This window comes from Pseudoclavibacter sp. VKM Ac-2867 (genome assembly GCF_015351275.1).
Taxonomy (GTDB): Bacteria; Actinomycetota; Actinomycetes; order Actinomycetales; family Microbacteriaceae; genus Pseudoclavibacter.
Window position 1 is genome coordinate 68,587 of the sequence record NZ_JADKSL010000016.1, and the last position, 24,798, is coordinate 93,384.

The window sequence follows — 24,798 nt, forward strand, 5'->3', positions numbered from 1 at the left end:
CGACCCGTCGCGACAGCGGTGGCCAGTCGATGCTGGCCACCGCTTTGTCGGCGGTTCGTTGGACACTGGAGTCACGACACTCACGCCAGCCCAACTCGACCGTGCCCACGGCGCCGTGCTCGTCTCCGCCGTCGGCGACGCCCTCGGCTCCCAGTACGAGTTCGGGCCGCCGCTCTCGGACGACACACCCGTCGTCTACGGGGTCGGCGTCTTCGGGCACGGCGCGGGGGAGTGGACCGACGACACCTCCATGGCCATGCCGATCCTCCAGGCTCTCTCGGGCGGAGCATCCCTGAACGACCCGGCAACGCTCGCCAGCGTCGTCGTCGCCTGGCGCGAGTGGGCCCGCGACGCGAAAGACGTCGGCGCCCAGACCCGGACCGTGCTCTCCGCCCTCGAAGGAGACGTCACGGAAGACCGGGCTCGCGACGCCGCCCACGACGTGCACACGCGAGCCGGCCGCAGCGGCGGCAACGGCGCCCTCATGCGCACCGGACCCGTCGCCCTCGGTCACCTCGCCGACGGGCAAGAACGCAACCTCGTCGAAGCCGCGACCCGCATCGCCGAGCTCACCCACTGGGAGAGCGACAACGCCGACGCCTGCGTGCTCTGGTGCCTCGGCATCCGCCACGCCATCCTCACCGGCGAACTCGACCTCCTCGGCCAGCTCGACACGATCCCCGCCGAGCGTCGAGACCGCTGGCGCGCCTTCACCGAGGAAGCCCTTGCACCCGGTGCTCACCCGCGCGACTTCTCGCAGCAGAACGGCTGGGTCGTCCGCGCCTACCAGGGCGCCCTCGCGGCCATCGCCGGCGCCAGCTCCCTCACGGACGCACTCGAACGGGCAGTTCGAGGAGGAGGCGACACCGACACCGTCGCGGCCATCGCCGGCTCCCTGGCCGGCGCGGTCCACGGCTCGCGGGCGCTCCCCGCAGCACTCGTCGAGACGGTGCACGGCTGGCCCGGCCTCCGCAGCGGCGACCTCGAAGCGCTCGTCGTCGCCGCCGTCCCGCGCTGACGCCGCGAGCCTGGGGTTCCGGCCGCCGCACGCTGCTGGACCCCGCGCCCCGGTGTACTCCGCGCGCGCCCCGCGCATGCCCTGGACCCGCCCGGCGAAGCGCCGGAGAGTGCCCAGCATCACCATCATCATCTAAAATAGAGATGTAAAACTGTTCGCAATATCTCCGTAATATATTCGAAACGAGGGGCCATGCGCTCACCAGGCCGCAGCGACGTCTCGCTCACGCAGCTCCGCTACTTCGTGGCGGCCGCCGAGCACGGCAGCATGACCTGGGCAGCCGACGAGCTATTCGTCGCCCAGTCCGCCGTCTCCACGGCCATCGCCAACCTCGAGACCGCCGTCGGCGCGCAACTCCTCATCCGCCGCCGTGCCAAGGGGCTGCAGCTCACCGCGACCGGCGCCGACTTCCTCGTCCGCGCGCGCGGCATCCTCGCCTCCGTCGACGACGCCCTCGGCGCCCTCCGCCCCGAGAACACCGCCGGCCGCCTCACCGTCGGCTGCTTCCGCACCCTCGCACCCTTCTACCTGCCATCCGTCATCAGCGGACTCGCCGACGAGCATCCCGAACTCCTCGTCGACGTCACTGAGATGACCGCCGAGCAGGTCCCGGATGCGCTCGCCAGCCAGGCCATCGAGATCGCCCTCACCTACGACCTGGGCTTGGATGCCGCCGTCGAGCGCGAAGTACTCGCCGAAGTGCCCCTCTACGCGGCTGTCAGCGTGCACCATCCACTCGCCGACCGCGACAGCGTGAGCCTCGCCGAACTCGCCGAGCTGCCCATGGTGCTCCTCGACATGCCCGTCAGTCGCGACTACTTCCTCCAGTGGTTCACGCGCGCCGGCCTCCGCCCCCACGTGCGCTACCGCTTCGCGAGTTTCGAGGCCGTGCGCGCCATGGTCGGGAGCGGGCACGGATTCACGCTCCTCAACCAGCAGCCGCGCGTCGCCTCCACCTACTCCGGCGGCGAACTGCGGCACCTGCACATCACCGACGACCTGCCACCCCTCGAGCTCGTGCTCGCCCGCTCCGGAGGCTCGAGGCAGCTCACCAAGAAGGCCGAACTCTTCGCCGCCCAGTGCCGGAAGTCAGTCACCGAGCAGGATGCGACGGCGCCTCACGGCGCCTGGTAGACGACCACCCCGCCGACGTAGGTGCGGCGCACGCTCGCCGAACCGTAGGCGTCGAGGTCGCTGAGGTCGGCGTCCACCCACACCAGATCGGCGAGGCGGCCGGCCTCGAGCCGACCCGTCTCACCCTCGAGCCGGTTCACCCAGGCCGCCTCCGAGAGGTACGCGTCCAGGGCGACCCCGAGCGGCAGGGCCTGCTCGCCGAGCAGCGGATGCGTGAGCACGCCGTCACCGATCGCGTGCGGATCCTCGACCAGTCCCGTGCGCGTCACCGCCGTGCGAATCGACCAGAGCGGATTCGGCGTCGTCACCGGCCAGTCGCTGCCGCCTACGATGCGCGCCCCCGCACGATGCAGGTCGCCGAACGGGAAATGCGTCAGCTCCCGCTCGGCGCCGAGGAGTGGCAGCTTGCGGTGCACGATTTCCTCGTCCCGCCGCGCCCACACCGCCGTGACGTTCGCCGCCACGTCGAGCTCCGCGAACCGCGCGAGGTCAGACGGGTCGATCAGGTCGAGGTGCGCCACGTGGTGGCGATTCCCGCGGCGCCCATTGCGGCGGATCGCCGCCTCCACCGCGTCGAGCGCGTGCCGGGTCGCCGCGTCGCCGACGGCGTGGAAGTGCACCTGGAAGTCGGCCGCGTCGAGCGCCGTCGTCAGCTCGACAAGCGCCTCGGGGGAGAGGAAGGCGATGCCCACGTCTCCCGGGTGCCCCTCGAACGGTTCGAGCATCGACGCCGTGTGGTTCTCCACCATGCCGTCGATCATGACCTTCACGGTGCCCGCATCCACCCCCACCTCCGCGGCCTCCGCCCGGATGCGCTCGAAGTCGGCGATCTGCTCCACGCCACGCGCCCGGTCCCACCACTGCGCGAGCACGACCCGCGCGGTCAGGCGGCCGTCGGCCGCGAGGCGCAGGTACGCGGGCAGCGGGTTCGGGCCGAGGTCGCTGTCGCCGACGGCGGCGTCCTGCCACGCCGTGACCCCCACCGAGTGGAGCTCGCGCTGCGCCGCCACGAGGGCCGCCTCGACAAGCGCCTCGTCGGGAGCCGGCATGAGGTGCTCGACCAGCGCGACCGCCGACTCCAGCAGCATGCCCGTCGGCTGGCCCAGTCCGTCGCGGATGAGGCGGCCGCCCTCCGGATCCGGAGTCGCCCCGTCGATCCCGGCGGCCCGCAATGCCGCCGTGTTCACCCACATGCCGTGCGCGTCGTGGCTGTGCAGCATGATGGGCCGCTCGTCGACGCCCTCCAGCTCGGCCGCCGTCGGGAACCCGCCCTCGAAGACGTCGCCGAACCAGCCGCCGCCCGTCAGTACCTGCGCCGTCGGGTTCGCGGCCGCGTAGTCGGCGATGAGCCGCAGGTACTCGCCCCGGTCGTGCACGGGCTTGAGGTCGATGCCGAGCGATTGGAGCCCGGCGAGCAGCGGATGCACGTGCGCGTCCTGGAACCCCGGGAGCAGCGTGCCGCCCGCCAGATCGACCAGGTGCGCGGCGGTCGGGAGCTCGCCGCCGTCGGGGATCACGTCGACGATCCGGTCGCCGACGACCAGCAGCGACGCCCGCTCGAAGGTGCCCGCGCCGAGGTACAGCGTGCCGTTCGTGAAGAGGGTGGCGTCCATGGGGCTCCCGTCTCGCGCGGCCGCGGTGACCGACGCTCCTCGCCACACTGAGCACCCCATGTTTCGTATGCATTTCGCCGATATTGCTGGTCAATTGCATCTCCCTTTTGGATCTCGAGCTTCGAGTCTCGCTATTTGCTTGTCGCCCGGGACCTGCCGATTCTTGACCAAAGCCGCTCCCAGCGAATCCGTCCCGGAAGGACCCTCATGACCACCACCAAGAACGCACTCCGCACCGTGGGCGCCCTCGCGTTGAGCGCCGCGCTGCTCGCCACGACCGCCTGCACGGCGGACTCGGCAGCCTCGAGCGAAGGCGGCGCGGAAGCCGTCGGGATGGGCATCCAGCCCTGGCTCGGCTACGGCCCCTGGTACATCGCACAGGAGAACGGCTACTTCACCGACGCCGGCGTCGAGGTCGAGATCACGAACTTCATGAACGACGCCGACATGACCGCGGCGTTTGCCGCCGACCGCATCCAGGTCGCGAACGTCGCAAGCCACAGCGCGCTCCAGTTCATCGAGCAGGGCCTCGACGTCAGCATCGTGCTGCTGCTCGACGCGTCCCTCACGGCCGACGCCATCCTCTCCGACGGCAGCGTCACCGACGTCGCCGACCTGGCCGGCAAGCAGGTCGCCTTCGAGGAAGGCTCCGTCAGCAACCTCCTCCTCGGCTACGCGCTGCAGGAGAACGGCCTCTCGCTCGACGACATCGAGCCCGTCCCCATGGACCCCTCCGAAGCGGCAACCGCGCTCATCGGCGGCAGCATCCCCGTCGCCGTCACCTACGAGCCCTACATCTCCGAGGCCCGCTCCTCCAGCCCCGACATCACCGAGATCTACACGGCGGCCGAGAACGCCGGCCTCATCAGCGACGTCCTCGTCGTCGACAACACCTACCTCGCCGAGAACGGCGAGACCGTGCAGGGCATCGTCGACGCGTGGGGCCCATCCATCGACTTCTACGAGTCGGACACCGACGCGGCGCGCGCGATCATCGCCGAGAACATCGGCAGCGACGTCGAGTCGCTCGACAGCGCCTTCGACGGCGTGCAGTTCTTCACCCTCGAGGAGAACGCCACCGAGCTCGGCGGCCACTACCTCGAGACCGTCCTCCCCAGCGTCGACAGCGTCGCCACCGACATCGGCATCCTCACGGGCGGCACCGACCTCCCCTCCGTCGTCGACCTCACCTTCGTCGGCGGCGCCGAGTAGCCACCGGCACCGCGACGGCACAGGCACCCAGCACCCCCGGCACCAGTAGCCACCGGCGCACAGCAACCACAGGAGACCAGAGCCCCATGGCAGTTCAGAGCACGGCCCCGGTCGCGAGCACGCAGCCCGCGACCGGGGCGCGCCGGAAGCCGGTCAGAGCACCGCTCACCAGGCGCCAGTACCTCATCACGTCCGTCATCACCTTCATCCTGCTGCTCGCGGCATGGACGGCGATCTCGACCAGCGGCCTCGTCCGCCCCCTCTTCCTGCCGTCGCCGATCGCGGTCACCGAGAAGCTCATCGACCAGGGCGTCAACGGCCAGCTCTGGTCGGACATCGCCGTCAGCACCTACCGCGTCATGGTCGGCTACCTCCTGGCCAGCGTCATCGCCGTGCCCATCGGCGTGCTCTGCGGCTCCATCCCGCGGGTCGAGGCCGCGATCGAGCCGATCATGGACTTCATCCGCTACATGCCGGTCGTCGCGTTCGTTCCGCTGACCATCCTCTGGGTCGGCACCGACGACTCGCAGAAGGTGCTGATCATCTTCCTCGGCACCTTCTTCCAGCAGGTGCTCATGGTCGCCGACGCCGTGCGGCGCGTGCCCATGTCGTACCAGAACCTCGGCGCGACGCTCGGCCTCAGCCGCACCAAGATCCTCATCCGCATCGTCTTCCCCTCCGCGCTCCCGCGCATCTGGGATGCGCTCCGCATCAGCCTCGGCTGGGCCTGGACCTGGCTCGTGGTCGCCGAGCTCGTCGCCGCGACGGAGGGCATGGGCTACCGCATCACGCAGGCGCAGCGCTTCCTCGAGACCGACCTCATCATCGGCTACGTGATCGTCCTCGGGCTCCTCGGCCTCCTCTTCGACCAGGTCATGCGCGGGCTCGGCCGGCGCTTCTTCCGCTACCTGAAGGGACGTGTCTGATGACCGTCGAAACCGCCCTCCGCGACCCCAAGGTCGTCGTCTCCGACGTCACGAAGCGCTTCGGCGAGGTGACCGCGCTCGCCGACGTCGACCTCGTGCTCGGCGACCGCGAGTTCGTCTCCGTCGTCGGCGCATCCGGATGCGGCAAGAGCACCCTGCTCTCCGTCATCGCCGGCCTCGAGGCGCCCACCTCCGGCACGGCATCGCTCAGCGGCCACGAGATCCTCGGGCCGGGCCGCGACCGCGGCGTCGTGTTCCAGCAGGCGACGCTCCTGCCGTGGCTCAGCGCCATCGACAACGTCGTCTTCGCCCTCGACGGCGAGCCGGGCCTGACGAAGAAGCAGCGCATCGACCGGGCCCGGGACGTGCTCGACCAGGTCGGCTTGACCGGCTTCGAATCGAAGTACCCGGCGCAGCTCTCCGGCGGCATGCAGCAGCGCGTCGCCCTCGCCCGCTCGCTCGCCTACGGCCCGGACGTGCTCCTCATGGATGAGCCCTTCGGTGCCCTCGACGCGCTCACCCGACGCACCATGCAGGAGCTGCTCACCGAGGTTTGGGAGCGGCACCGCATGACGGTCATGCTCATCACCCACGACATCGAGGAGGCCGTCTTCCTCTCCGACCGCGTCATCGCGATGACCCCGCGCCCCGGCAAGGTCGCGGCCGAGTACGCGATCGACCTCCCTCGCCCCCGCGAGGTCGACGTGCTCGGCAGCCCCGAGTTCCACGGCTACTACACGGAGATCCTCGACCTCATCCACCGCGGCTGACGGCGGCGCTGAGGGCGCCGCACTTCGGGCCGCGCGACCTGTCCGGTGTGCCGACCCGAGGCGGCGGGCGCGGGCGCCTCGGGGTGCTTCGGCCCGGCATACTGAAGAGATGTCACACGAAGCTGAAGCCGACCGTCGATGGATGCAGAACGCGATCCGGATGCTCGAAGCCGACGCCAATCGCAGCGCTGACACGCACCTGCACGTCTTCCCGCTGCCGCGCGAGTGGGGCATCGACCTGTATTTGAAGGACGAGTCGGTGCACCCGACGGGCTCCCTCAAGCACCGCCTCGCCCGCTCCCTCATCCTGTACGCCATCGTGAACGGGCAGGTGGGGCCGCGCACGACGCTCGTCGAGGCGTCGAGCGGTTCCACGGCCGTGTCGGAGTCGTACTTCGCCCGGATGCTCGGCCTGCCGTTCGTGACCGTCGTGCCGCGAACCACGAGTCCGGAGAAGATCGAGCTCATCGAGTTCTACGGCGGCCGCTGCCACCTGGTCGACGAGCCCCTCCAGGTCTACTCGGAAGCGGAGCGCCTCGCCGCCGACGTCGACGGGCACTACCTCGACCAGTTCACGAACGCCGAGCGCGCCACCGACTGGCGAGGGAACAACAACATCGCCGAGAGCGTCTACTCGCAGATGTCGCTCGAGCGCTTCCCCATCCCGAGCTGGATCGTCGTCAGCGCCGGAACCGGCGGCACCTCCGCCACCTTCGGTCGCTACGCCAGGTACTGCGGGCACGACACCCGCCTCGCGGTCGTCGACCCGGAGGGGTCGGCGTTCTACGAGGCCTGGAAGACGGGCGACCGCACCCACGCGACCGGCCGGGGATCCAAGATCGAGGGCATCGGACGCCCGCGCGTGGAGCCGTCGTTCATCGAGACGGTCATCGACGACATGATCCAGGTGCCGGATGCGGCCTCGGTCGCGGCGATCCGCGTCCTCCGGGAGAAGACGCAGCATTGGGCGGGCGGATCGACGGGAACGAACCTCGTCGGCGCGTTCCAGATCATCGCCCGCATGCTCGCCGCGGGGGAGCAGGGCAGCGTCGTGACGCTCATCTGCGACGGCGGAGCGCGCTACGCGAACACCTACTACGACGATGCCTGGGTTGCGGCCCAGGGGTGGGATCTCGAGCCGCACCTCGAGCGGATGCACCGCTTCCTCGACACGGGCACCTGGGCCGACTGACCCCGGCTGCGGCCGGTCAGACGACCTTCTTGACGACGCTCGACTTCAGCTGCATCTGCCCGAAGCCGGGCACCTTCGCATCGATGTCGTGGTCGCCGACTCCGTCGGAGATGAGGCGGATGCCGTTGACCTTCGTGCCGACCTTCACGGTTCCGCCGCCCGCGCCCTTGACCTTGAGGTCCTTCGCGATCGTGACGGAGTCGCCGTCGGCGAGCACGTTCCCGACCGCATCCTTGATGGCCGGTGCCGCGTCGCCGTCAGTGCCAGCGTCAGCGTCGCTCGGCGCCCACTCGTGCCCGCACATCGGGCAGACCAGCAGGGCACCCATCTCGTAGGCGAGGTCGCTCGCGCATTCCGGGCACGGGGGCAGCTGCTCAGGCATCGAAGGTGGCCTCCAGGAGAACTCGCCGATCAGGGAACATCGACCACGTTAGGGCACCGGGCGGCCTGACCTCGCCGATCCCGCGTTGCGTGCTCAACCGCTCGAGTCCATTTTCTGGACAACTGTCCGAAACTTGCTAGGCTCGTGGTGTGCCAACGACCGCCACGCCCCGCTCGCCCGACCCTCGTCCCGCCCGCACGCAGGCCGCGATCATCGACGCGGTCGAGCGCCTCTCGGCTCGCGGCGAAGAGGTCACCGTTTCGGCGATCGTCGCCGAAGCCGGCGTGAGCCGCTCGACGTTCTACACGCAGTTCCGCGACCTCGACGCGCTCGCCGTGCGCATCCTCACCGAGGTGTTCACCGAGATCGAGGCGCTCGACCTGCGCCTCCGCGCAGCCGCGACCCCCATCGAGACGGCGAGGGCGACCACGTCGCAGCTCGTCGCCGAGTTCGCGAAGCGGCGCACCCTCTACGCGGGGGTGCTCGGCAGCCGAACGACGACGGAAGCCCACCGGGCGGTCCGCGCCGCGTTCGCCGACCAGGCCCTCGGCACCATGCAGCTCACCGTGCCGGAGGGCCTCGACCCGAAGGTCGCGGCCGACTACGTCGCCGGCGGCACGCTGGCCGTGCTCACCGCCTGGCTGCTCAGCGACGCCCCCGAACCCATCGAGCGCGTGCAGCAGCAGCTGCTCGCGCTCCTCCCGACCTGGCTCATCAACGAAGACAAGGACCCAACCTCATGACCCGTACCTACGTCGTCACCGGCTCCGCCTCCGGAATCGGCAAGGCCACCGCCGAGAAGCTCCGCGCCGACGGGCACACCGTCATCGGCGTCGACCTCAAGGGCGCTGACATCAACGCCGACCTCACGACCGCCGAGGGCCGGGAGGTGCTTGTCACCCGCGCGAGCGAGCTCAGCGGTGGTGTCGTCGACGGCGTGCTGGCCATCGCGGGCCTCGTCATCCCGGCCCCCGTCACCGTCGCCGTGAACCACTTCGGGGCCGTCGCGACCCTGGAGGGGCTGCGGCCGCTGCTCGCGAAGTCCTACGCGCCCCGCGCCGCCGTCGTCGCGTCCCTCGCCGCCCTCGAGGAGATCGACGGGCAGCTGCTCGATCTCATCGAGTCCGGCGACGAGGCCGCCGCCCTCGCCTACGCAGACTCGCTCGGGGCAACCGCCAACGCGACCGGCTCGTCGGTGCTCTACACGACCTCGAAGCTCTCCATCGCGCGCTGGGTGCGCAAGAACGCACCGAGCGCCGAGTGGGCGAAGGCAGGCATCGCGCTCAACGCCGTCGCCCCGGGCGTCATCCTCACGCCGATGACCGCAGCGGCCCTCGAGACCGAAGAGGGCCGAGCGGCACTGGATGCGGGCGCCCCGGCACCATACGGAGGCCCGGCCGCCGACCCCCGCCAGGTGTCCAACCTCCTCGCCTGGCTCACGAGCGAAGACAACGGTTACGTGACCGGCCAGGTCATCTTCATCGACGGCGGAGCGGAGAGCATCCGCCGCCCCGAGCTCGTCTGACTGGCGGCCACTCGCGTCGGCGGGCGTCAGCGGGCGTCGGCAGCCGTCGCCGATAGGTCACTTTCGCACCGTGTGCAGCGCTCGGGTCGGGTGAAAGCGCCCCATGTCGGCGGGCATGTCCCACAGTCTCGCGTATAGGTCACTTTCGTACCGTATGCAGCGCTCGGGTGGGGTGAAAGTGCCCCTTGTCGGCGGGCATATCCCACAGTCTCGCGTATGGGTCACTTTCGCACCGTGTGCAGCGCTCGGGTGGGGTGAAAGTGACCCATTGTCGGCGGGCATATCCCACAGTCTCGCGTATGGGTCACTTTCGCACCGTGTGCAGCGCTCAGGTGGGGTGAAAGTGCCCTATCGGCGGCGGCGGCGGAGGCGGAGGCGGGGCGAGCGGACCGGTCCGGCTAGGCTGGGGCGGATGGACGACTCCCTGGTGCTCAGAAGCGTACTTTCGCTCGTGATGATCGGATCCGGACTCCTCGTGGTCTGGATGGCGAGCGCGGCAGCCTCCGGTCAGCTGCAGCGGAACTCGCTCGCGGGCATCCGCACGCCGAGCACGATGGCGAGCGATGTGGCGTGGGTCGCAGCGCACAAGCGGGCGAAGCGCCCCACGATGATTGCCGGATACCTTGCGCTGGCGACCGGCCTTGTTGTCCTCATCCCGATGCCGGAGTGGGGGATCGCGGTGATCGTGCTCGGCGGATGCGGGGCGCTGCTCGGGTTCGTGCTCCACGGCGCTCGCGTGGGCGTCCAGGCCGCGAAAGCGGTGCTGGAAGCTCCCGGCGCCAGGCCCGGCGCCAGGCCCGGCGCCAAGCCTGCAGACGAGCCTGACGCCTAGTCCGTGGGTGGCACGTCGCCGTCCATGACCACCGACTGCGTGTCCTCATCCCACGTGAAGGTCGCCTGGACTCGACCGCTCGATTCGGCGTTCGCCTCACCGGGCAGCGTGTACGTGTAGGTCACCTCGATGCTCGCGTCGTCCAGGCGGGCGACGCTGGGCAGGAAGCCGTATGCGTCCGCGGTCGCGGTGCCCAGGTACCGGCCCTGGTTGAAGAGCATGATGTGGCACGGCGTCGAGTCGGTGCCGCCAGACAGCGTCACCGCGACGTAGGAGAGTTCCGCGCACTCGTCGTACGTTGCCGCGTCTGGCGTGGCGGCGACCCACTCGTGCGACTCGAGCCCGGGGAACGGGGCGATGGAGCCGATCGACGCCGAGACGGCTTCCTCCTGCGTGAGTCCGGAGCACGCTGGGACCTCCGGCGTGGGGGTTGCCGTCTCCACCGGAGTGACCGGCGGTGCCGACGCCGGAACGGTCTGCGTGACCGTGACGGTCGGGGCGGCGGATTCGGGTGCCGCCGACGGCGAGCATCCGGTCAGCGCGACCAGCGTCAACGCCGCACACGCGACGACAGATGGTGTCAGGAAGCGGGGAGCCATGCCCGCAACCTAGCACCGCGACTCAGGCGGATGGCCCGGCTTTTGCTTCGATTTCCACGAACGTGAACGGTTCGTCCCGGTCGTTGACGAGGTTGTGGTGGGCTCCGGGCTCTCGGCTATAGCTGACACCCGACGTGCAGTCCATGGCGAGCGGGTCCGCCGACGTCGTCTCGACCGTCAGGGTGCCGGTGGTCTGCGGCACCACCACGTAGGGCAGCTCGTGGGTGTGCCAGCCGGTCTCCGCTCCGGGCGCGAACCGCCACTCGGTCACGCGGAAGCGAACGTCGTCGACCTGGACGGTGGGGGTGGCGCTGGGGCGAGTCATGTCACGACGCTAGCGCCTGCAATGCGTGCCACGCACGCGCCTAGTTCTGCTCCTCTGCCGGGTCCTCGTCTTCCTGCTTCGTCTCCTCGGTGCGGTCGCGGAGCTTGTCGGCCATCGCGGCTGCACCTTCCCGGCCGTGCTCGCTCTCGACCTCTTCGATGATGTCGCGCAGGTTCTCGCCGCCGGCGGAGTCGTCGGATGCGGGGGACGCGTTCTGTGGGGTGGTCATGCCGCGACCGTACGCACCGAGGCTGGGCAGTGGCACATCACCGCCTGACCGAGGGCTCCCGTGGGCCCGCGGGGCGCTCGCTCCGCTGCAGCCCCAGCTTCTCGATCGCCCGCACCGCGTCCCGTCCTGCCCGGTTGGCGCCGACCGTCGACTGCGACGGGCCGAAGCCGATGAGGTGGATGCGCGGCTCGTCAGCGACCTGCGTGCCGCGCATCGTGATGCCGCCGCGGGTGTTGCGCAGCCCGAGTCCGTCGAGGTGCGCGAGGTCGGCGCGGAACCCCGTGGCCCACAGGATCGCGTCGACCGGCGTGAAGGACCCGTCGGCCTCGCGCACGCCGTCCGGCTCGATCGCGGTGAACATGGGCCGCCGCTCGAGCGCGCCCCGATCCCGGGCGGCCACCGCGTAGGGCGACCAGCCGAGGCCCGTGTACGAGACGACGCTGCTCGACGGCTCGCCCGCCTCGACGTCGGCCGTCACCTTCGCGATGGTGCTGCGCCCCTCCACCTCCGGGTTGAAGCCGTTCTCGAGGAAGACCGGCTCGCGTCGCGTGTACCAGAACGTCTGCGCCCCGCGCGAGATCTCCTCGAGCTGCTGCACCGCCGAGATGCCGCCGCCGACGACCGCTACCCGCTGGCCCTTGAACGCCGACGCCGACACGTAGTCGCGCGTGTGCAGCTGCGTGCCGCGGAACGAATCCTGGCCAGGGATGCTCGGCAGCAGCGGGTTGTTCCACGTGCCGGTCGCGTTGATGATCGCGTCGGCGCGCCACCGGCCGGCGCCGTCGGTCGCGACGAGGAGCGCTCCCTGAGGGTCGTCGTCGGCGCGCGACACCTCGAGCACCCTGACCGGGCGCAGGATGGGCAGGGGCTTCGCGCGCTCGAACTCGGCGAAGTACCGGGGGACCGCGTCGCGACTCGGCTCGTCCTCGCTGCCAGGGGTGCGAGCGAACGTGGGCAGGTCGAAGATGCCGTTCACGGTCGCCATCGTCAGGGACTCCCAGCGGTGCTGCCATGCGCCGCCCGGCTTCGGGTTCGCATCCAGCAGCACGAAGGTGTGCTCGGCGTCCGGCTCGTCGAGGGCGCTCGCGAAGCCGCGTCGCGACAGGTGGAAGCCAGCCGAGAGGCCCGCCTGGCCGGCGCCGATGACGACGACCGTCGCGGAGCGCAGAGCCTCAGGCACGGTCGGCGCCGCCCTCCGCCTCGTCGAGCCCCAGGTGCTCGCTCAGGGCCTCCGTGATCGACGCCACCTGGGTCAGCTGCTCGGGCGAAAGCGCGTCGAGGAAGAGTTCCTGGATGGCCTTGAGGTGGGGCACCGAGCCGCGCCGGAACGCGGCGGCGCCCTTTTCGGTGAGGCTCACCACCGAACCCCGAGTGTCGTCGGCGCAGGGGTCGCGGCGCAGGAGTCCGCGCTTCTCCATGCGGCCGAGCTGATGCGAGAGGCGGCTGCGCTCCCAGCCGATCGTCGCCGCGAGCTCCGACGAGCGCAGCGATCGGCTGGGAGCCTCGCGCAGTGCGAGCAGGACGCCGTAGTCGCCCGTCGACAGCGCGGACTCGCTCTGCATGCGGCTCGCGAGGCGCGAGTTCAGCACGCTCGTGGTCTCGATGAACCCGCGCCAGACCCGCAGCTCCTCGGCGCTGATCTGTGTTCGCTTCTGCGTGCCCATGTGTCCTCCGTCGTTCGTGTCGCCTCATCATGCCACGTAGTTGACATATCAACTACTCGGATGCATGATTGACGCGTCAACTACTTGGAGGACCTATGAGCACGCAGAAGGGCACGCAGATGAGCGCAGTGGATGCAGCCCAGTTCGGATTCGAGATCGGCCTCAACTCGTTCGGCGACGTGCCGGGCGTCGACGGCCGTCCCATGTCCGACGCCGAGACGGTGCGCCTGCTCGTCGACGAGGCACGCCTCGCCGAGCGGGTCGGCCTCGACGTCTTCAGCATCGGCGAGCACTACCGGGAGGGTTTCGTCGACTCCGCGACCCCCGTCATCCTCGCGGGCATCGCCACGGCGACCGAGCGCATCGGGCTCGGCTCCGCCGTCACCGTGCTCAGCACCAACGATCCCGTTCGCCTCTACAACGAGTTCTCTACCCTCGACGCGCTCTCGAACGGGCGCGCGCAGATGGTCGTGGGGCGCGCATCCCAGACCCAGTCGTTCCCGCTCTTCGGCTACGACATCGCCGACTACGAGCAGCTCTTCGAGGAGAAGCTCGACCTCTTCATGCAGCTGCAGCGCAACTCCTCGGTGACCTGGTCGGGCACGGTCCGCGCGCCGCTCGTCGACCAGACCCTGCACCCGACGATGCGCCCTGGCGGCATCCCCACGTGGGTCGGCGTCGGCGGCAGCCCCGACTCGGTCGTGCGGGCGGCGCGCTACGGTCTGCCGCTCATGCTCGCCATCATCGGCGGCCAGCCCGAGCGATTCGCCGGCCACGTCGACCTCTACCATCGCGCGCTCGAGAAGTTCGGGATGCCAGCGAATCGCGTCGGCCAGCACGCGCTCGGCCTCGTCGCCGAGACCGACGAGGAAGCGGCCGAGACCTGGTGGGAGTCGTGGAAGCCCATGGTCGAGATGATGGGCAGGGAACGCGGCTTCTACCCGCCCACGAAAGACCGCTACCTCCAGGAGCTCGAGACGGGCGCCCTGTTCGTCGGCTCCCCGGACACGGTCGCGAAGAAGATCGTGCGCATGGTCGAGGCGCTGCGTATCAGCCGCTTCGACCTCAAATACGACGTCATCGGCCTGCCAGTCGATGCGCGCTCGCAGACCATCACCCTGCTCGGCACCGAGGTCGCACCCCGCGTGCGCGCCCTGCTCGCGAAGGAGGACATCAATGTCTGACGCTCAGCCCACCCCTGGTCAGTCGGCAGCGAGCCTGCCCACGATCGGCATCCTGGGGGCCGGCAAGGTCGGTACGGTACTCGCCCGCCTCCTCATCGCGAGCGGCTACCGGGTGCTCATCGCGGGTTCCGGCTCCCCGAGCAAGATCGAGCTCATCATCGACGTGCTCGTGCCCGGCGCGACCACGGGCACCAGCGCCGAGGTGGCCCGGCAGGCCGACATCGTCATCCTCGCGCTGCCGCTCGGGAAGGCGCTGCCGCTTGACGGGCACGAGGCCATTGCCCGCGACGAGCTGCGCGGGAAGCTCGTCATCGACGCCATGAACTACTGGTGGGAGATCGATGGCGTGCGCGACGACCTCAACGACCCGTTCGCGGCAACAAGCGAGCTCGTCCAGGAGCTGCTCTCCGAGTCGCGAGTCGTCAAGGCCTTCAATCACATGGGCTACCACGACCTCGACGAGGGGCCGAAGCCCGCAAGCGCCGTCGGCAGGCGCGGGATCGGCATCGCGGGCGACGACCCCGCGGACATCGCCGGTGCCTCACTGCTCGTGGATGCGGCCGGATTCGACCCCGTGCTCGTCGGCACCCTGCACGACAGCTTCTCCCTGCAGCCGGGCAGCGAGCTCTTCGGCGCGAACTTCTCCGCAGCGTTGGTGCGCTCGACCGCCGCGCGCTTCCCGAGCACCGAGCGGGGCCTCGAGCTCGAGGACCTCCGCGCGGAACGGATGGGCACGGTACCAGCCGGGCGGCCGTGAGCCTGAGTCGCGCCAAGCTGCCGCACACCGCGCATCCACGTGCGGATGTTGGACTCTCCGTATGGCGCATTCGCGTCGAACCGACGAAGTGAAGGAGACCGAATGGTATTCGAGAACATCGGCGACAAGGCAGCGCAGGCGACGAACAGCGAGCAGGGTGAGCAGTTCACCGACCACGCGTTCGACGCGGCCGGAGACCACGCGGACACCGCGATCGGCAACCAGCACGACGAGCACATCCAGAAGATGCGCGACGGAGCCGACGCGGCAGCCGGCACCGAGTAGCACCGCCGTCGCGGCACTGCCGCAGACCACGAAGGCCCGCCCAGGTGGCGGGCCTTCGGCGTCTGCCGGTGGGCAGTCGCTGGCGCTGGTGGGACGGCGTCAGCGGATGCGGGTGCGCAGTTCCTCGGTCGACGTCACGCCCTCGTCGATGACGGCTCGGGCCGCGTCGCGGAGTGCTTCGCTCTCGCCGACGTCCCAGAGCAGGACGCCGACGGGTGCCCCCGACTCGTCGCGGAAGTAGCTGACGCGGCTCTGATCGGACTCGCCAGACTCGGGGAGCGCCGCGTCCAGCACGTCGAGCTCCGGGTCGAGGGTGCCGACCGCTTCCCACCGCGTGCCGAACACCATCGAGTAGAAGTACGGGGTGTGCGAGTACGGTTCGGCGGCGCCCGCCATCGAACGGCCCGCGGCCGCCCCCATCTCGGTGGCGTTGTCGACGTGCTCGACGCGCGTCTGGCCGAGGACCGGGTCCGGGTAGACGGCGATGTCGCCGGCCGCCCAGATGGACGGGTCGATGGTGCGGAGCTGTTCGTCGACGACCACGCCTCCGTCGTCGACCACGAGGCCGGAGTCCTCCGCCAGGTCGACGACGGGCTTAGCTCCGAGGCCGAACACGACGAAGTCGGCCTCCGTCTCCGCTCCGTTGTCGAAGACGACGGTCACGCCATCCGGGGTGGTCGCGGGGGAGGGGGCGCCAGTCGCGGACTCCACGGTCTCGGCTGCCTCCGCGGTCGCCTCGTCGTAGGGTGCCCGCACCTCGGCGCGCACGCTCTCGACGCGGCGCCCGGGCACGAGCCCCACGCCGTGCTCCACGAACAGTTCCTGGAATCGTTCGGCGAGCGACGGCGGGAACGTGGATGCGCCGAGCACCTCGTCGGGGAAGACCAGGTCGACCTCCACGTGGTTCTGCGCGAGGGCCGCCGCGATCTCCGTGCCGATGTATCCGCCGCCGACGACGACCGCGTGGGCGTTCCCCTCGCTGAGCTCGCGCAGGCGCCGGTAGTCGCTCGCCGAGCGGAAGAAGAGGATGCGCGTGCTCTCGGGCACGTCGATCTCGACGGGCTTCGAGCCCGTCGCGAGCAGCAGCTTGCCGTAGCTGACGGTCTCGCCGGTGTCGGTCGTGACGCTCTTCGCCTCGCGGTCGATGCTCGTCACGAGCGTGCCGAGCGTGATCTCGGCGCCCGTCGCGTCGCTCGTGCCGAGCGGCGTCTGCTGCCACGTGAAGTCGGGGTCGACCCAGAGCTTCTTCGAGAGCGCGGGCCGCGCGTAGGGTTCGTCGACGTCGGCGCTCAGGATGCCGATGGTGCCCGTCTCGTCTCGTTCGCGGATGCCGCGGGCGGCCGCATCCGCGACCATTCCTCCGCCGATGATCAAGTAGTCGTAAGCGCTCATGTGCTCGAGGCTACGAACCGAGCTCGGGTGGCGCCTGGGAGCGGGGGCGGGGAAATGGCCTACGCCTGGTCTCGCCCGAGCGGCGAATCGGAAAGCGCTCCCTGCATCACTGACGGTTGTCTCGCGGATCATTCCACGTTATGTTGGAGCAATCGGGAAAGCGGTTACCCACCGTGAGAGCTCAACCGGGTGCCGCGTTCGACCGAGTCCCCTCTTACAACGCTGTAAGGAGCTCCGCATGACGAGCGCAACCACCAACACCCCAGTCATCGGCTCGCCGACTGACGCAACGCCCCCACCCGTGAAGCGACGCTCCATCGCCAAGGGACTCTCCGGCTACACCTACCCGGCCATCTTCCTCATCGTCGCGTTCGCGGCCTGGTGGGCGGTGACGGAGACCGGAACCGTCGCCTCCTACATCCTCCCCTCGCCCGCCGACACTCTCGCGGCGTTCACCGACAACCCGCAGTACCTGTGGGACAACACGTGGGTGACCACCGTCGAGACCGTCATCGGCTTCGCCCTCTCCGTGGTCCTCGGCGTCGCGGTCGCCGTGATCATGGTCTACTCCCGCACCCTCGAGCGCACCTTCTACCCGCTGATCCTGTTCGCGCAGGTCATCCCGAAGATCGCCATCGCCCCGCTCTTCATCGTGTGGATGGGGTTCGGTCCCGAACCGAAGATCCTCGTCGCCGTGCTCATGGCCTTCTTCCCCATCGTCATCGCCGGCATCAGCGGTCTCCGCACGATCGACCCCGAGATCCTGGAGCTCACGAGCACCATGGGTGCCTCGCGATGGAAGACGTTCGTGAAGGTGCGCTTCCCAGCCGCGCTGCCGGAGCTGCTCTCCGGCATGAAGGTCGCCGCGACGCTCGCCGTCACGGGAGCCGTCGTCGGCGAGTTCGTCGGCGCCAACGCCGGCCTCGGCTACGTCATCCTGCAGGCCAACGGCAACGTCGACACCGCCATGCTGTTCGCCGCCCTGATCATCATGTCCCTCCTCGGCATCCTCCTCTTCGCCGTCATCCTCGTCGCCGAGCGCTTCCTCGTGCCCTGGCACGCGTCGCGTCGCAACCTCGACAGCTGACAGCAGCCATCTCCCACCCTCTCGACCCACACCGCCTCGACCCTCAACTGGAAAGGCCCCTCATGTCAAAGAAGACAATCCGCAACGGGCTCGTCACCGCCGTCGCCGCCAGCGCGCTCCTCCTCACCGCGTGCTCCGGCAACGCATCCCCCGAACCGGGAGCAGCCGGAGCCGACGGCGAAGCCGGCCTCACCGACGTGACGCTCATGCTCAACTGGTACCCGTACGGCGAGCACGCCCCCTTCTACTACGGGGTCGAACAGGGCATCTTCGAAGCGCACGGCATCAACCTCACTATCCAGGCGGGCCAGGGGTCGACGAAGACCGCCCAGGCCGTCGGCCAAGGGCAGGTGGACTTCGGCTGGGCAGACACCCCGGCTGTGCTCGCCAACATCGACAAGGGCGTGAGCATCCGCAGCGTCGGTGTCTTCCTGCAGACCACGCCGTCCGCCGTGCAGGTCTTCACCGACTCCGGCATCTCGACGCCCGCCGATCTCAAGGGCAAGACCATCGCGACCTCCGCGGGAGACGCGCCGACGACGACGTTCCCGCTCTACCTGGAAGCCGCCGGCCTGGAAGAGGGGGATGTCACGCAGCAGAACCTCGACGCCGCCGGCAAGATGGCCGCGATGATCAACGAGCAGGTCGACGGGCTCATCGGCTTCGCCCACGACCAGGGCCCGACGATCGCCGCGCAGAGCGGCAAGGACGTCACCTACCTGAAGTACTCCGACGTCGGACTGAACTTCTTCAGCAACGGCCTCGTCGCCAATACCGATCTCATCGAGAGCAACCCGGACCTCGTCGAGAACATGGTCGCCGCGACCTCCGAGGCGTACGCGGCAGCCACCGAGGCGCCTGAGGATGCCGTCGCGGCCATGGACGGCAAGGACCCGCAGATGCCCGCGGCGGAAGTGCTCATCGAGCAGTGGAACAACACCATCCCGCTCCTCACATCCCCCGAGAGCGACGGCAACGCGCCCGGCGTCAACACGACCGCAGACTGGGAGGCGACCATCGAGGTGCTCTCCACGGCCGGGCTCATCGAGGAGGCGAAGCCCGTCGAGGACTACTTCGACGCGAGCTTCGAGCCGAGCGGAGCGGCAGAATGAGCATGACGGTCAACGAGCGCACGGCGCCCTCCTCGGCGGGCGGCCACCAGGACTACCTGCTCGGCATCGACGACGTCGGCATCCGCTTCGAGACGAAGCGTCGCAGCGTGCAGGCGCTGCGCGACGTCGACCTGCACGTCCGCAAGGGGGAGTTCGTATCCATCGTGGGGCCGTCGGGATGCGGGAAGTCGACCCTGCTGCGGGCGGTCGCCGGCCTCACCGTGCCGACCGAGGGAACCATCGAGCTGCGCGGCTCCCGAGTCACCTCGCCGCGGCAGGACGTCGGGTTCGTCTTCCAGCGACCGGCCCTGCTGCCGTGGCGGGACGTGCGCGGCAACATCCTGCTGCAGGCCGAGATGCGAGGCCTCGACAAGACGGCAGCGTCGAAGCGGTGCGACGAGCTCCTCGAGCTCACGAGCCTCACCGACTTCGCGAAGGCCCTCCCGCACGAGCTGTCTGGCGGCATGCAGCAGCGCGTCTCCCTGTGCCGGGCCCTCCTGCATGACCCCGATGTCCTCCTCATGGACGAGCCCTTCGGGGCCCTGGATGCGCTCACGAGGGAGCACCTCAACGTCGAGCTCCAGAGACTCTGGGCGCAGACCGACCTGACGGTGCTCCTCGTGACGCACTCCGTGCCCGAGGCCGTCTACCTGGCGAGCAGGGTGGTGCTCATGGGGCCGCGCCCCGGCACGATCATCCAGGAGTTCGACGTCGACCTGCCGCGCGAACGCGAGTACGAGCCGACGCTCGAGGACCCGCGCTTCCACAAGGTCGCCGGACGCATCCGCGAACTCCTCGGCAGCCCTCTCGGCGGCGACTGAGCGCCCCGCCGAACCGCGACCCTCGAAGCACCTGGCCCGCTCACCGCAAGGTGGGCGGGCCTCTTCGTGCGCCGGCAGGCCCACGCCGGGCCCCGGCCGAACAGCGCGGGCACTGCGCCCCGGCACTACGCGCCGGCAGGCCCGCCCCGGGCCCCGGCAGAACAGTGCGGGCACACAGCAGAGCGCCTGCCCCAGATCGGGACAGGCGCTCTGCTGGCTCGTGCGGCTGGCCTCAGCCGCGCACTGGCAGCGCGAGGTGGGTACCGACGTGCGTTCCGAAGGCCTCGACCGTGTCGGCAACGGCTTCGTCGAAGTCCTTCGCCCACAGCTCGGCGTTGAACACCTCGACCTCGACGTCGCCCGTGTAGCCGGCATCGGTGACCCAGCTCGTGAGCTCGGCGAAGTCGATGATCCCGGCGCCGGGAAGATGGCGGCTCAGCAGAACGTCGGCGGGGAGGGGAGTCGCCCAATCGCACACCTGGTACGAGGCGATTCGGCCGTCTCTCCCGGCCCGGGTGATCTGCTCCTCGGCGTCCGGATCCCACCAGACGTGGAACGAGTCGATGACCACGCCGACGGCGGGGCTCCCGACACGATCGGCGAGGTCGAGCGCCTGCTTGAGGGTCGAGAGCACCGCCCGGTCGGACGCGTACATGGGGTGCAGCGGCTCGAGCACAAGCGTGACGCCCGCCGCCTGCGCCTCGGGCGCGAGCTCGGCGATGGCCTCCTCGAGGCGGCCGCGGGCCCCCGCGAGGTCGCGGCTTCCCTCCGGGATGCCTCCCGCCACGATGATGAGCGACGCGGACGACGCGGACGACCCGGGAGCGCCGGCCGCGGCGAGCGTCGCCGCCTCCTCGATGGCCCTGCGGTTGTCGTCGATGGCCGCCCGACGCTCAGCGCCCTCCGGCATCGTCACGAACCCGCCGCGGCAGTGGCTGGAGAACCGCAGGCCGGAGTCGGCGAGCATGCGCGCCGCCTCCGCGAGGCCGACATCCGCGACCGGCTCCCGCCACAGCCCGATGCTCTGCACGCCCTGGCGCACGGTCGCATCGACGGCCTGCCGCAGCGAGGCGTGCTTGATCGTCGCCTGGTTGATCGACAGGCGGGGGTGCGCGCTCATGCGAGCACCCCCGAGGTGGCGTCGACGCCGTTGAGGCGCAGCATCGCGTGCCAGCGTTCAGCCGCGAGCTCGGGCCGTTCAAGTGCGCCCGACGTGTTCGCGAGCTCCACGATGCGCGAGAGGTGCGGGAGGCTGCGGGCCGCGTGCAGCCCGCCCACCATCTGGAACGCATCCTGGTGACCGTTCAACCAGCTGAGGAACGCGACGCCCGTCTTGTAGTAGAAGGTGGGGGCGGCGAAGACCTGCCGCGACAGCTCCTGCGTCGGCTCGAGGATGCGCCGGAACTCATCGGGGTCGCCAGCGTCGAGGGCCTGCACGGCGGCGGATGCGCTCGGCGCGAGCACGCTGAACGCGCCGAGGAGGGCGTCGGAGTGGATGCCGTCCGCGTCGTCCTCGATCAGCTCGACGTAGTTGAAGTCGTCGCCCGTGAACATCGTGACGCCCTCGGGGAGGCGGGCGCGAACGGCCCGTTCGGCGTCCGCATCCAGGAGGCTCATCTTGATGCCGCTGACCTTGTCGGCGTGCTCCTCGATGAGGGTGATGACAAGGTCGGACGCCTGCTGCCAGGCGTCGGCGCCGAAGTAGCCGCGCAGAGCCGGGTCGAACGCGGTGCCCAGCCAGTGCAGCACCGCCTTCGACGAGACGGCGCCGAGCACACGCGTGTAGACGCGGGCGTAGTCGGCGGGGGACTGCGCCGCGCGGGCCAGGTGGCGGCTCGCCATGATGACGGGCAGCGCGCCCTGCGCCTCAGCGAACTCGAGCTGCTCGAGGTAGGCACGCTCGATCTCGTCGAGGGTCAGCATCTCCTCGGTGCGGGAGTCGGTGTTGACGCCGACGGCGATGCTGCCGCCCTCCTCGCGCGCTGCCGCGGAGCTGCGGGCGATGAGCTCGCGCGTCGCCAGAGCGTCGAGTCCCATGTTGCGCTGCGCCGTGTCCATGGCGTCGGCGACGCCGAGACCCCACGACCAGAGCTGCCGCCGGTAGCCGAGCGTCGCATCCCAGTCGATGTCGGCAGGCGCGCCAGGCACGTTGTCTGCCGTCGCGCGGGGGATGACGTGCGCCGCCGCGTACAGCTCACGGGAGCGGAGCCCGCCCGTCGGGCGCTGGAAGGCGGGAGCCTCGAGCAGCTCGACCCGCGACGACTCGCCAGCGGGGGAGAGCAGAGCGAGCCGAGTGCCGGTCGCCGTCCGCGTGCTGTCGATCACCTGCGTCGCCGTCACTTCGCAGCCGCCTGATCTGCGAGCGACACTCGGCGGCCAGACGCGTTCGACTCGAGTGCGGCCTCGGCGAGCAGCATGCCCTTGGCTCCCGAGCGGAAGTCGTAGTCGTGGGTCCCGTCCTCGAGTACGTAGCGGAGGAACTCGATCCACTGCAGCTTGAAGCCGTTGTCGACGGCGTCGTTCTGCGGCACCTCGATCCAGTCCGCGGAGTAGTCGTGCTCGTCGCGCAGGTCGGGGTTCCAGGTGGGCTTGGGGGTGACGTTGCGGGGCTGCACCTTGGCGCCGAAGAGGCCGACGACGGCGCTCCCGTGCGTGCCGTCGACGTGGATCTCGACGAGCTCATCGCGGTTGACGCGCACGGTCCAGCTCGAGTTGAACTGCACGATCGGTCCGTCAGCGAGGTCGAAGATCGCGTAGGCCGCGTCGTCGGCGGTTGCCGTGTAGCGCTTTCCCGCCTCGTCGACACGCTCGGGGATGTGGGTGCGCGTCTCGGCGTAGACGGAGGAGATCTCGCCGAAGAGGTTCTCGATGACGTAGTTCCAATGCGGGAACATGTCGACGACGATGCCGCCGCCGTCTTCGGAGCGGTAGTTCCAGCTCGGTCGCTGCGAGGGCTGCCAGTCGCCTTCGAAGACCCAGTAGCCGAACTCGCCGCGCACGGAGAGGATCTCGCCGAAGAAGCCGCTCTCGATGAGGCGGCGCAGCTTGATGAGGCCCGGCAGGTAGAGCTTGTCGTGGACGACGCCGTTCTTGACGCCGGCCGCCTCCGCCTCCTCGGCGAGGGCCAGCGCGTCGGCGTAGCTCTCGGCCGTGGGCTTCTCGGTGTAGATGGCCTTGCCTGCGGCGATGGCCTTCCGGATCGCGGGCACGCGCAGTCGCGTGATGAGGGCGTCGAAGTAGACGGGGAAGTCCTCGTCGGCGAGGGCGACGTCGAGGTCGGTCGTGTACTTGTCGATGCCGTGCTTCGCGGCCAGCTCGCGGAGGCGCTCCTCGTTGCGGGCGACGAGGTAGAGCTCGATCGGGCGCCGCGTGCCGTCCGACAGCGGGATGCCGCCCTCATCGCGGAGGGCGAGCAGTGAGCGGACGAGGTGCTGGCGGTAGCCCATGCGCCCCGTCGCGCCGTTGACGATGATCCCGAGCTTGTCCGTGGTCATATCCATCCTCTCGTCTGAGTCTCGGCGTTGAGACTTCGACCAGCGTATTGGAAAGCGCTTACCGAAACAAGCGCGAGATCGAGGATGGGGTGCCGGCCTGGTCTGCGGGCCCAGATCGCGGGTGGCCTCGAGGACGCCCGCGCGAACGGTTCAGTCGCGGCGCGGAGTGCTCTCGCGGATGACGACGGCCGTGTTGACGGGCAGCACGACGGGGCCGTCCTTGCCGCGCTCCGCGAGGGCGAGGCGCACGGCGCGGTAGCCCATGTCGCTCAGGGGTGCGACGACGGTCGTGAGGGGTGGGGTCACGTCGCGCACGAGCGCGATGTCGTCAAAGCCGGCGACCGACACGTCGCGGCCGGGTTCCTTGCCGAGGTCTCGGAGGGCGGTGAGGACGCCCGTGGCCATGAGGTCGCTGGTCGCGAAGATGGTGTCGGTGTCCGGGAAACGGGAGAGGAGCGTGCGCAGCGCCTCATAGCCGCCGTCGCGGGTGAAGGCGGTGGAGATGACGGCGTCGTCGTCGATGCCGAGGTCCGATTCTGCGAGCCCCTCGGTGAAGCCATCCACGCGGTCTCGGTTGGTGAGCAGCTCCAGGGGCCCCGTGATGATCCCGAACCTCCGGCCGCCCTGGTTCACGAGCTGGCGTGCGAGCTCCTGCGCACCGTCCCGGTTGCGGAGCTCGACGACGTCGAAGGGAGAAGGGGCCTGGGCGACGAGAACAACTCGCCCGCCGGAGGCGTCGTATGCGAGCAGCTGCTCCTCGAGGGCCGCCTGCTGCGGGTCGTCGATGCGCCTGGATCCGGTGAGGATGATGGCACGGGGGCGCTGCCCGCGCAGGGTGCGCACGATCTCGAGCTCGTTCGTGACGCTCCGCTCCGCGGCGGCGATGGTCACGATGAGGTTGGCTTCCTCGGCGCCGCGCATGACGCCCGCAGCGATGGCGCTGAAGTATGGGTCGGCGATGTCGCTCACGACCACGGCGATGGTCGAGGATGCGCCCCTCGCGACGGCCTGCGCGCTCAGGTTGGGTGAGTAGCCGAGCCGGTCGGCGGTCTCCTGGACGCGCTTTTTGATCTCCTCGTTCACGCGCCTGCCAGCGCTGCCGTTGATGGCGCGCGAGGCGGTTGCGATCGAGACGCCTGCCGCCTGCGCGACCTCGCCGAGCGTGACGTGGTTTCCGTGTCGACTCACGTGTCTCCTCCCCGGCGCGCGACGGTGCGTGCCGCCCTGAATATCTGGAGCCTAGCG

Annotated in this window: 27 protein-coding genes; 15 read left to right on the top strand and 12 right to left on the bottom strand. The window is 69.9% G+C overall.

The features are described 5' to 3' along the window. Positions 1-58: 58 nt before the first annotated feature. Positions 59-1,018 carry an ADP-ribosylglycohydrolase family protein gene (locus tag ITJ67_RS14910; RefSeq protein ID WP_194678155.1) on the top strand — a complete coding sequence of 320 codons (960 nt, stop codon included), beginning with the start codon at positions 59-61 and terminating at the stop codon, positions 1,016-1,018. A 192-nt stretch (positions 1,019-1,210) separates the two neighbouring features. Next, on the top strand, positions 1,211-2,152 hold the full coding sequence (locus ITJ67_RS14915) for a LysR family transcriptional regulator (protein WP_194678156.1): 942 nt from the start codon (positions 1,211-1,213) through the stop codon (positions 2,150-2,152). Here ITJ67_RS14915 and ITJ67_RS14920 read toward each other — a convergent pair. Beyond that, the gene (locus ITJ67_RS14920; RefSeq protein ID WP_194678157.1) at positions 2,137-3,765 is read right to left on the bottom strand and encodes an amidohydrolase; all 1,629 of its coding nucleotides are present in this window, start codon (positions 3,763-3,765) and stop codon (positions 2,137-2,139) included. The two genes, ITJ67_RS14915 and ITJ67_RS14920, sit on opposite strands and share 16 nt — an antisense overlap. A 207-nt stretch (positions 3,766-3,972) precedes the next feature. On the opposite strand from ITJ67_RS14920, the gene ITJ67_RS14925 reads away from it, so the two are divergent. The 4 genes from ITJ67_RS14925 (at position 3,973) to ITJ67_RS14940 (ending at position 7,865) form a co-directional block, all read left to right on the top strand. Further along, entirely contained in the window at positions 3,973-4,977 is a 1,005-nt protein-coding gene (locus tag ITJ67_RS14925; protein ID WP_194678158.1) for an ABC transporter substrate-binding protein, read from the top strand. A gap of 86 nt (positions 4,978-5,063) precedes the next feature. Next, positions 5,064-5,903, top strand: coding sequence for an ABC transporter permease (locus ITJ67_RS14930; protein ID WP_104240538.1), 840 nt, complete (start codon positions 5,064-5,066; stop codon positions 5,901-5,903). Continuing rightward, entirely contained in the window at positions 5,903-6,673 is a 771-nt protein-coding gene (locus ITJ67_RS14935) for an ABC transporter ATP-binding protein (RefSeq protein WP_104240539.1), read from the top strand. The genes ITJ67_RS14930 and ITJ67_RS14935 overlap by 1 nt, the downstream gene beginning before the upstream one ends. Before the next feature lie 109 nt (positions 6,674-6,782). Then, positions 6,783-7,865, top strand: coding sequence for a PLP-dependent cysteine synthase family protein (locus tag ITJ67_RS14940; RefSeq protein ID WP_194678159.1), 1,083 nt, complete (start codon positions 6,783-6,785; stop codon positions 7,863-7,865). Positions 7,866-7,881: 16 nt separating this feature from the next. Here ITJ67_RS14940 and ITJ67_RS14945 read toward each other — a convergent pair whose 3' ends face one another. After that, positions 7,882-8,247 (bottom strand): zinc ribbon domain-containing protein YjdM, encoded by a 366-nt coding sequence (locus ITJ67_RS14945; RefSeq protein WP_160074445.1) that lies wholly within the window; start codon positions 8,245-8,247, stop codon positions 7,882-7,884. A gap of 149 nt (positions 8,248-8,396) precedes the next feature. Between ITJ67_RS14945 and ITJ67_RS14950 the strand changes: the two genes are divergently transcribed. From ITJ67_RS14950 to ITJ67_RS14960, 3 genes are all read left to right on the top strand, one after another. Beyond that, positions 8,397-8,990, top strand: coding sequence for a TetR/AcrR family transcriptional regulator (locus ITJ67_RS14950; RefSeq protein ID WP_194678160.1), 594 nt, complete (start codon positions 8,397-8,399; stop codon positions 8,988-8,990). Beyond that, positions 8,987-9,772: an SDR family oxidoreductase gene (locus ITJ67_RS14955; protein ID WP_194678161.1), complete on the top strand. Its 786-nt coding sequence runs from the start codon at positions 8,987-8,989 to the stop codon at positions 9,770-9,772. The genes ITJ67_RS14950 and ITJ67_RS14955 overlap by 4 nt, the downstream gene beginning before the upstream one ends. A 412-nt stretch (positions 9,773-10,184) precedes the next feature. After that, positions 10,185-10,604: an SdpI family protein gene (locus ITJ67_RS14960; protein ID WP_194678162.1), complete on the top strand. Its 420-nt coding sequence runs from the start codon at positions 10,185-10,187 to the stop codon at positions 10,602-10,604. On the opposite strand, the gene ITJ67_RS14965 is transcribed toward ITJ67_RS14960, so the two are convergent. The 5 genes from ITJ67_RS14965 to ITJ67_RS14985 are packed head-to-tail and all read right to left on the bottom strand — an operon-like array spanning position 10,601 to position 13,421. Then, positions 10,601-11,203 (bottom strand): LppP/LprE family lipoprotein, encoded by a 603-nt coding sequence (locus ITJ67_RS14965; RefSeq protein ID WP_194678163.1) that lies wholly within the window; start codon positions 11,201-11,203, stop codon positions 10,601-10,603. The genes ITJ67_RS14960 and ITJ67_RS14965 overlap by 4 nt on opposite strands. 22 nt (positions 11,204-11,225) lie before the next feature. Then, positions 11,226-11,528, bottom strand: a complete 303-nt coding sequence (locus tag ITJ67_RS14970; RefSeq protein WP_194678164.1) for a cupin — start codon at positions 11,526-11,528, stop codon at positions 11,226-11,228. A gap of 40 nt (positions 11,529-11,568) precedes the next feature. After that, positions 11,569-11,757 carry a hypothetical protein gene (locus ITJ67_RS14975; protein ID WP_194678165.1) on the bottom strand — a complete coding sequence of 63 codons (189 nt, stop codon included), beginning with the start codon at positions 11,755-11,757 and terminating at the stop codon, positions 11,569-11,571. A gap of 37 nt (positions 11,758-11,794) precedes the next feature. After that, on the bottom strand, positions 11,795-12,937 hold the full coding sequence (locus ITJ67_RS14980) for an NAD(P)-binding domain-containing protein (RefSeq protein WP_323741479.1): 1,143 nt from the start codon (positions 12,935-12,937) through the stop codon (positions 11,795-11,797). Next, positions 12,930-13,421: a MarR family winged helix-turn-helix transcriptional regulator gene (locus ITJ67_RS14985; RefSeq protein WP_194678166.1), complete on the bottom strand. Its 492-nt coding sequence runs from the start codon at positions 13,419-13,421 to the stop codon at positions 12,930-12,932. The genes ITJ67_RS14980 and ITJ67_RS14985 overlap by 8 nt, the downstream gene beginning before the upstream one ends. A gap of 95 nt (positions 13,422-13,516) precedes the next feature. On the opposite strand from ITJ67_RS14985, the gene ITJ67_RS14990 reads away from it, so the two are divergent. The 3 genes from ITJ67_RS14990 to ITJ67_RS15000 all read left to right on the top strand — a co-directional run bounded on the left by ITJ67_RS14990 (position 13,517) and on the right by ITJ67_RS15000 (position 15,647). Further along, entirely contained in the window at positions 13,517-14,605 is a 1,089-nt protein-coding gene (locus ITJ67_RS14990; protein ID WP_194678167.1) for an LLM class flavin-dependent oxidoreductase, read from the top strand. Then, positions 14,598-15,362 (top strand): NADPH-dependent F420 reductase, encoded by a 765-nt coding sequence (locus ITJ67_RS14995; RefSeq protein ID WP_194678168.1) that lies wholly within the window; start codon positions 14,598-14,600, stop codon positions 15,360-15,362. Before ITJ67_RS14990 ends, ITJ67_RS14995 begins: the two co-directional genes overlap by 8 nt. 102 nt (positions 15,363-15,464) lie before the next feature. Continuing rightward, entirely contained in the window at positions 15,465-15,647 is a 183-nt protein-coding gene (locus tag ITJ67_RS15000) for an antitoxin (RefSeq protein ID WP_194678169.1), read from the top strand. 99 nt (positions 15,648-15,746) lie between these two features. On the opposite strand, the gene ITJ67_RS15005 is transcribed toward ITJ67_RS15000, so the two are convergent. Further along, positions 15,747-17,039: an NAD(P)/FAD-dependent oxidoreductase gene (locus tag ITJ67_RS15005; RefSeq protein WP_194678170.1), complete on the bottom strand. Its 1,293-nt coding sequence runs from the start codon at positions 17,037-17,039 to the stop codon at positions 15,747-15,749. A gap of 238 nt (positions 17,040-17,277) precedes the next feature. Here ITJ67_RS15005 and ITJ67_RS15010 point away from each other — a divergent pair, with 238 nt between their 5' ends. From ITJ67_RS15010 to ITJ67_RS15020, 3 genes are all read left to right on the top strand, one after another. Then, complete coding sequence (locus ITJ67_RS15010) at positions 17,278-18,126, top strand: ABC transporter permease (RefSeq protein WP_194678171.1); 849 nt, start codon at positions 17,278-17,280, stop codon at positions 18,124-18,126. Positions 18,127-18,188: 62 nt separating this feature from the next. Further along, the gene (locus ITJ67_RS15015) at positions 18,189-19,238 is read left to right on the top strand and encodes an ABC transporter substrate-binding protein (protein ID WP_194678172.1); all 1,050 of its coding nucleotides are present in this window, start codon (positions 18,189-18,191) and stop codon (positions 19,236-19,238) included. Beyond that, entirely contained in the window at positions 19,235-20,059 is an 825-nt protein-coding gene (locus tag ITJ67_RS15020; protein WP_160074092.1) for an ABC transporter ATP-binding protein, read from the top strand. The genes ITJ67_RS15015 and ITJ67_RS15020 overlap by 4 nt, the downstream gene beginning before the upstream one ends. Before the next feature lie 232 nt (positions 20,060-20,291). Here the strand turns inward: ITJ67_RS15020 and ITJ67_RS15025 are convergent, their stop codons facing one another. The 4 genes from ITJ67_RS15025 to ITJ67_RS15040 all read right to left on the bottom strand — a co-directional run bounded on the left by ITJ67_RS15025 (position 20,292) and on the right by ITJ67_RS15040 (position 24,741). Then, a complete protein-coding gene (locus tag ITJ67_RS15025; RefSeq protein WP_194678173.1) occupies positions 20,292-21,179 on the bottom strand; it encodes a sugar phosphate isomerase/epimerase family protein in 888 nt (295 codons plus the stop codon). Further along, positions 21,176-22,399, bottom strand: a complete 1,224-nt coding sequence (locus ITJ67_RS15030) for a dihydrodipicolinate synthase family protein (RefSeq protein ID WP_194678174.1) — start codon at positions 22,397-22,399, stop codon at positions 21,176-21,178. The genes ITJ67_RS15025 and ITJ67_RS15030 overlap by 4 nt, the downstream gene beginning before the upstream one ends. Beyond that, the gene (locus ITJ67_RS15035) at positions 22,396-23,553 is read right to left on the bottom strand and encodes a Gfo/Idh/MocA family protein (RefSeq protein WP_160074086.1); all 1,158 of its coding nucleotides are present in this window, start codon (positions 23,551-23,553) and stop codon (positions 22,396-22,398) included. Before ITJ67_RS15035 ends, ITJ67_RS15030 begins: the two co-directional genes overlap by 4 nt. Positions 23,554-23,703: 150 nt before the next feature. Beyond that, positions 23,704-24,741, bottom strand: coding sequence for a LacI family DNA-binding transcriptional regulator (locus ITJ67_RS15040; RefSeq protein ID WP_160074084.1), 1,038 nt, complete (start codon positions 24,739-24,741; stop codon positions 23,704-23,706). Between the last annotated feature and the right edge of the window lie 57 nt (positions 24,742-24,798).

Coding starts and splice junctions, on each gene's coding strand:
- ITJ67_RS14995 (WP_194678168.1), top strand. CDS start 14,598: ATGTCTGACGCTCAGCCCACCCCTGGTCAGTCGGCAGCGAGCCTGCCC.
- ITJ67_RS15005 (WP_194678170.1), bottom strand. CDS start 17,039: ATGAGCGCTTACGACTACTTGATCATCGGCGGAGGAATGGTCGCGGAT.
- ITJ67_RS14965 (WP_194678163.1), bottom strand. CDS start 11,203: ATGGCTCCCCGCTTCCTGACACCATCTGTCGTCGCGTGTGCGGCGTTG.
- ITJ67_RS14940 (WP_194678159.1), top strand. CDS start 6,783: ATGTCACACGAAGCTGAAGCCGACCGTCGATGGATGCAGAACGCGATC.
- ITJ67_RS15035 (WP_160074086.1), bottom strand. CDS start 23,553: ATGACCACGGACAAGCTCGGGATCATCGTCAACGGCGCGACGGGGCGC.
- ITJ67_RS15020 (WP_160074092.1), top strand. CDS start 19,235: ATGAGCATGACGGTCAACGAGCGCACGGCGCCCTCCTCGGCGGGCGGC.
- ITJ67_RS15010 (WP_194678171.1), top strand. CDS start 17,278: ATGACGAGCGCAACCACCAACACCCCAGTCATCGGCTCGCCGACTGAC.
- ITJ67_RS14985 (WP_194678166.1), bottom strand. CDS start 13,421: ATGGGCACGCAGAAGCGAACACAGATCAGCGCCGAGGAGCTGCGGGTC.
- ITJ67_RS14915 (WP_194678156.1), top strand. CDS start 1,211: ATGCGCTCACCAGGCCGCAGCGACGTCTCGCTCACGCAGCTCCGCTAC.
- ITJ67_RS14920 (WP_194678157.1), bottom strand. CDS start 3,765: ATGGACGCCACCCTCTTCACGAACGGCACGCTGTACCTCGGCGCGGGC.
- ITJ67_RS14945 (WP_160074445.1), bottom strand. CDS start 8,247: ATGCCTGAGCAGCTGCCCCCGTGCCCGGAATGCGCGAGCGACCTCGCC.
- ITJ67_RS15015 (WP_194678172.1), top strand. CDS start 18,189: ATGTCAAAGAAGACAATCCGCAACGGGCTCGTCACCGCCGTCGCCGCC.
- ITJ67_RS14925 (WP_194678158.1), top strand. CDS start 3,973: ATGACCACCACCAAGAACGCACTCCGCACCGTGGGCGCCCTCGCGTTG.
- ITJ67_RS14975 (WP_194678165.1), bottom strand. CDS start 11,757: ATGACCACCCCACAGAACGCGTCCCCCGCATCCGACGACTCCGCCGGC.
- ITJ67_RS14935 (WP_104240539.1), top strand. CDS start 5,903: ATGACCGTCGAAACCGCCCTCCGCGACCCCAAGGTCGTCGTCTCCGAC.
- ITJ67_RS15000 (WP_194678169.1), top strand. CDS start 15,465: ATGGTATTCGAGAACATCGGCGACAAGGCAGCGCAGGCGACGAACAGC.
- ITJ67_RS14955 (WP_194678161.1), top strand. CDS start 8,987: ATGACCCGTACCTACGTCGTCACCGGCTCCGCCTCCGGAATCGGCAAG.
- ITJ67_RS15025 (WP_194678173.1), bottom strand. CDS start 21,179: ATGAGCGCGCACCCCCGCCTGTCGATCAACCAGGCGACGATCAAGCAC.
- ITJ67_RS14960 (WP_194678162.1), top strand. CDS start 10,185: ATGGACGACTCCCTGGTGCTCAGAAGCGTACTTTCGCTCGTGATGATC.
- ITJ67_RS14970 (WP_194678164.1), bottom strand. CDS start 11,528: ATGACTCGCCCCAGCGCCACCCCCACCGTCCAGGTCGACGACGTTCGC.
- ITJ67_RS14990 (WP_194678167.1), top strand. CDS start 13,517: ATGAGCACGCAGAAGGGCACGCAGATGAGCGCAGTGGATGCAGCCCAG.
- ITJ67_RS14930 (WP_104240538.1), top strand. CDS start 5,064: ATGGCAGTTCAGAGCACGGCCCCGGTCGCGAGCACGCAGCCCGCGACC.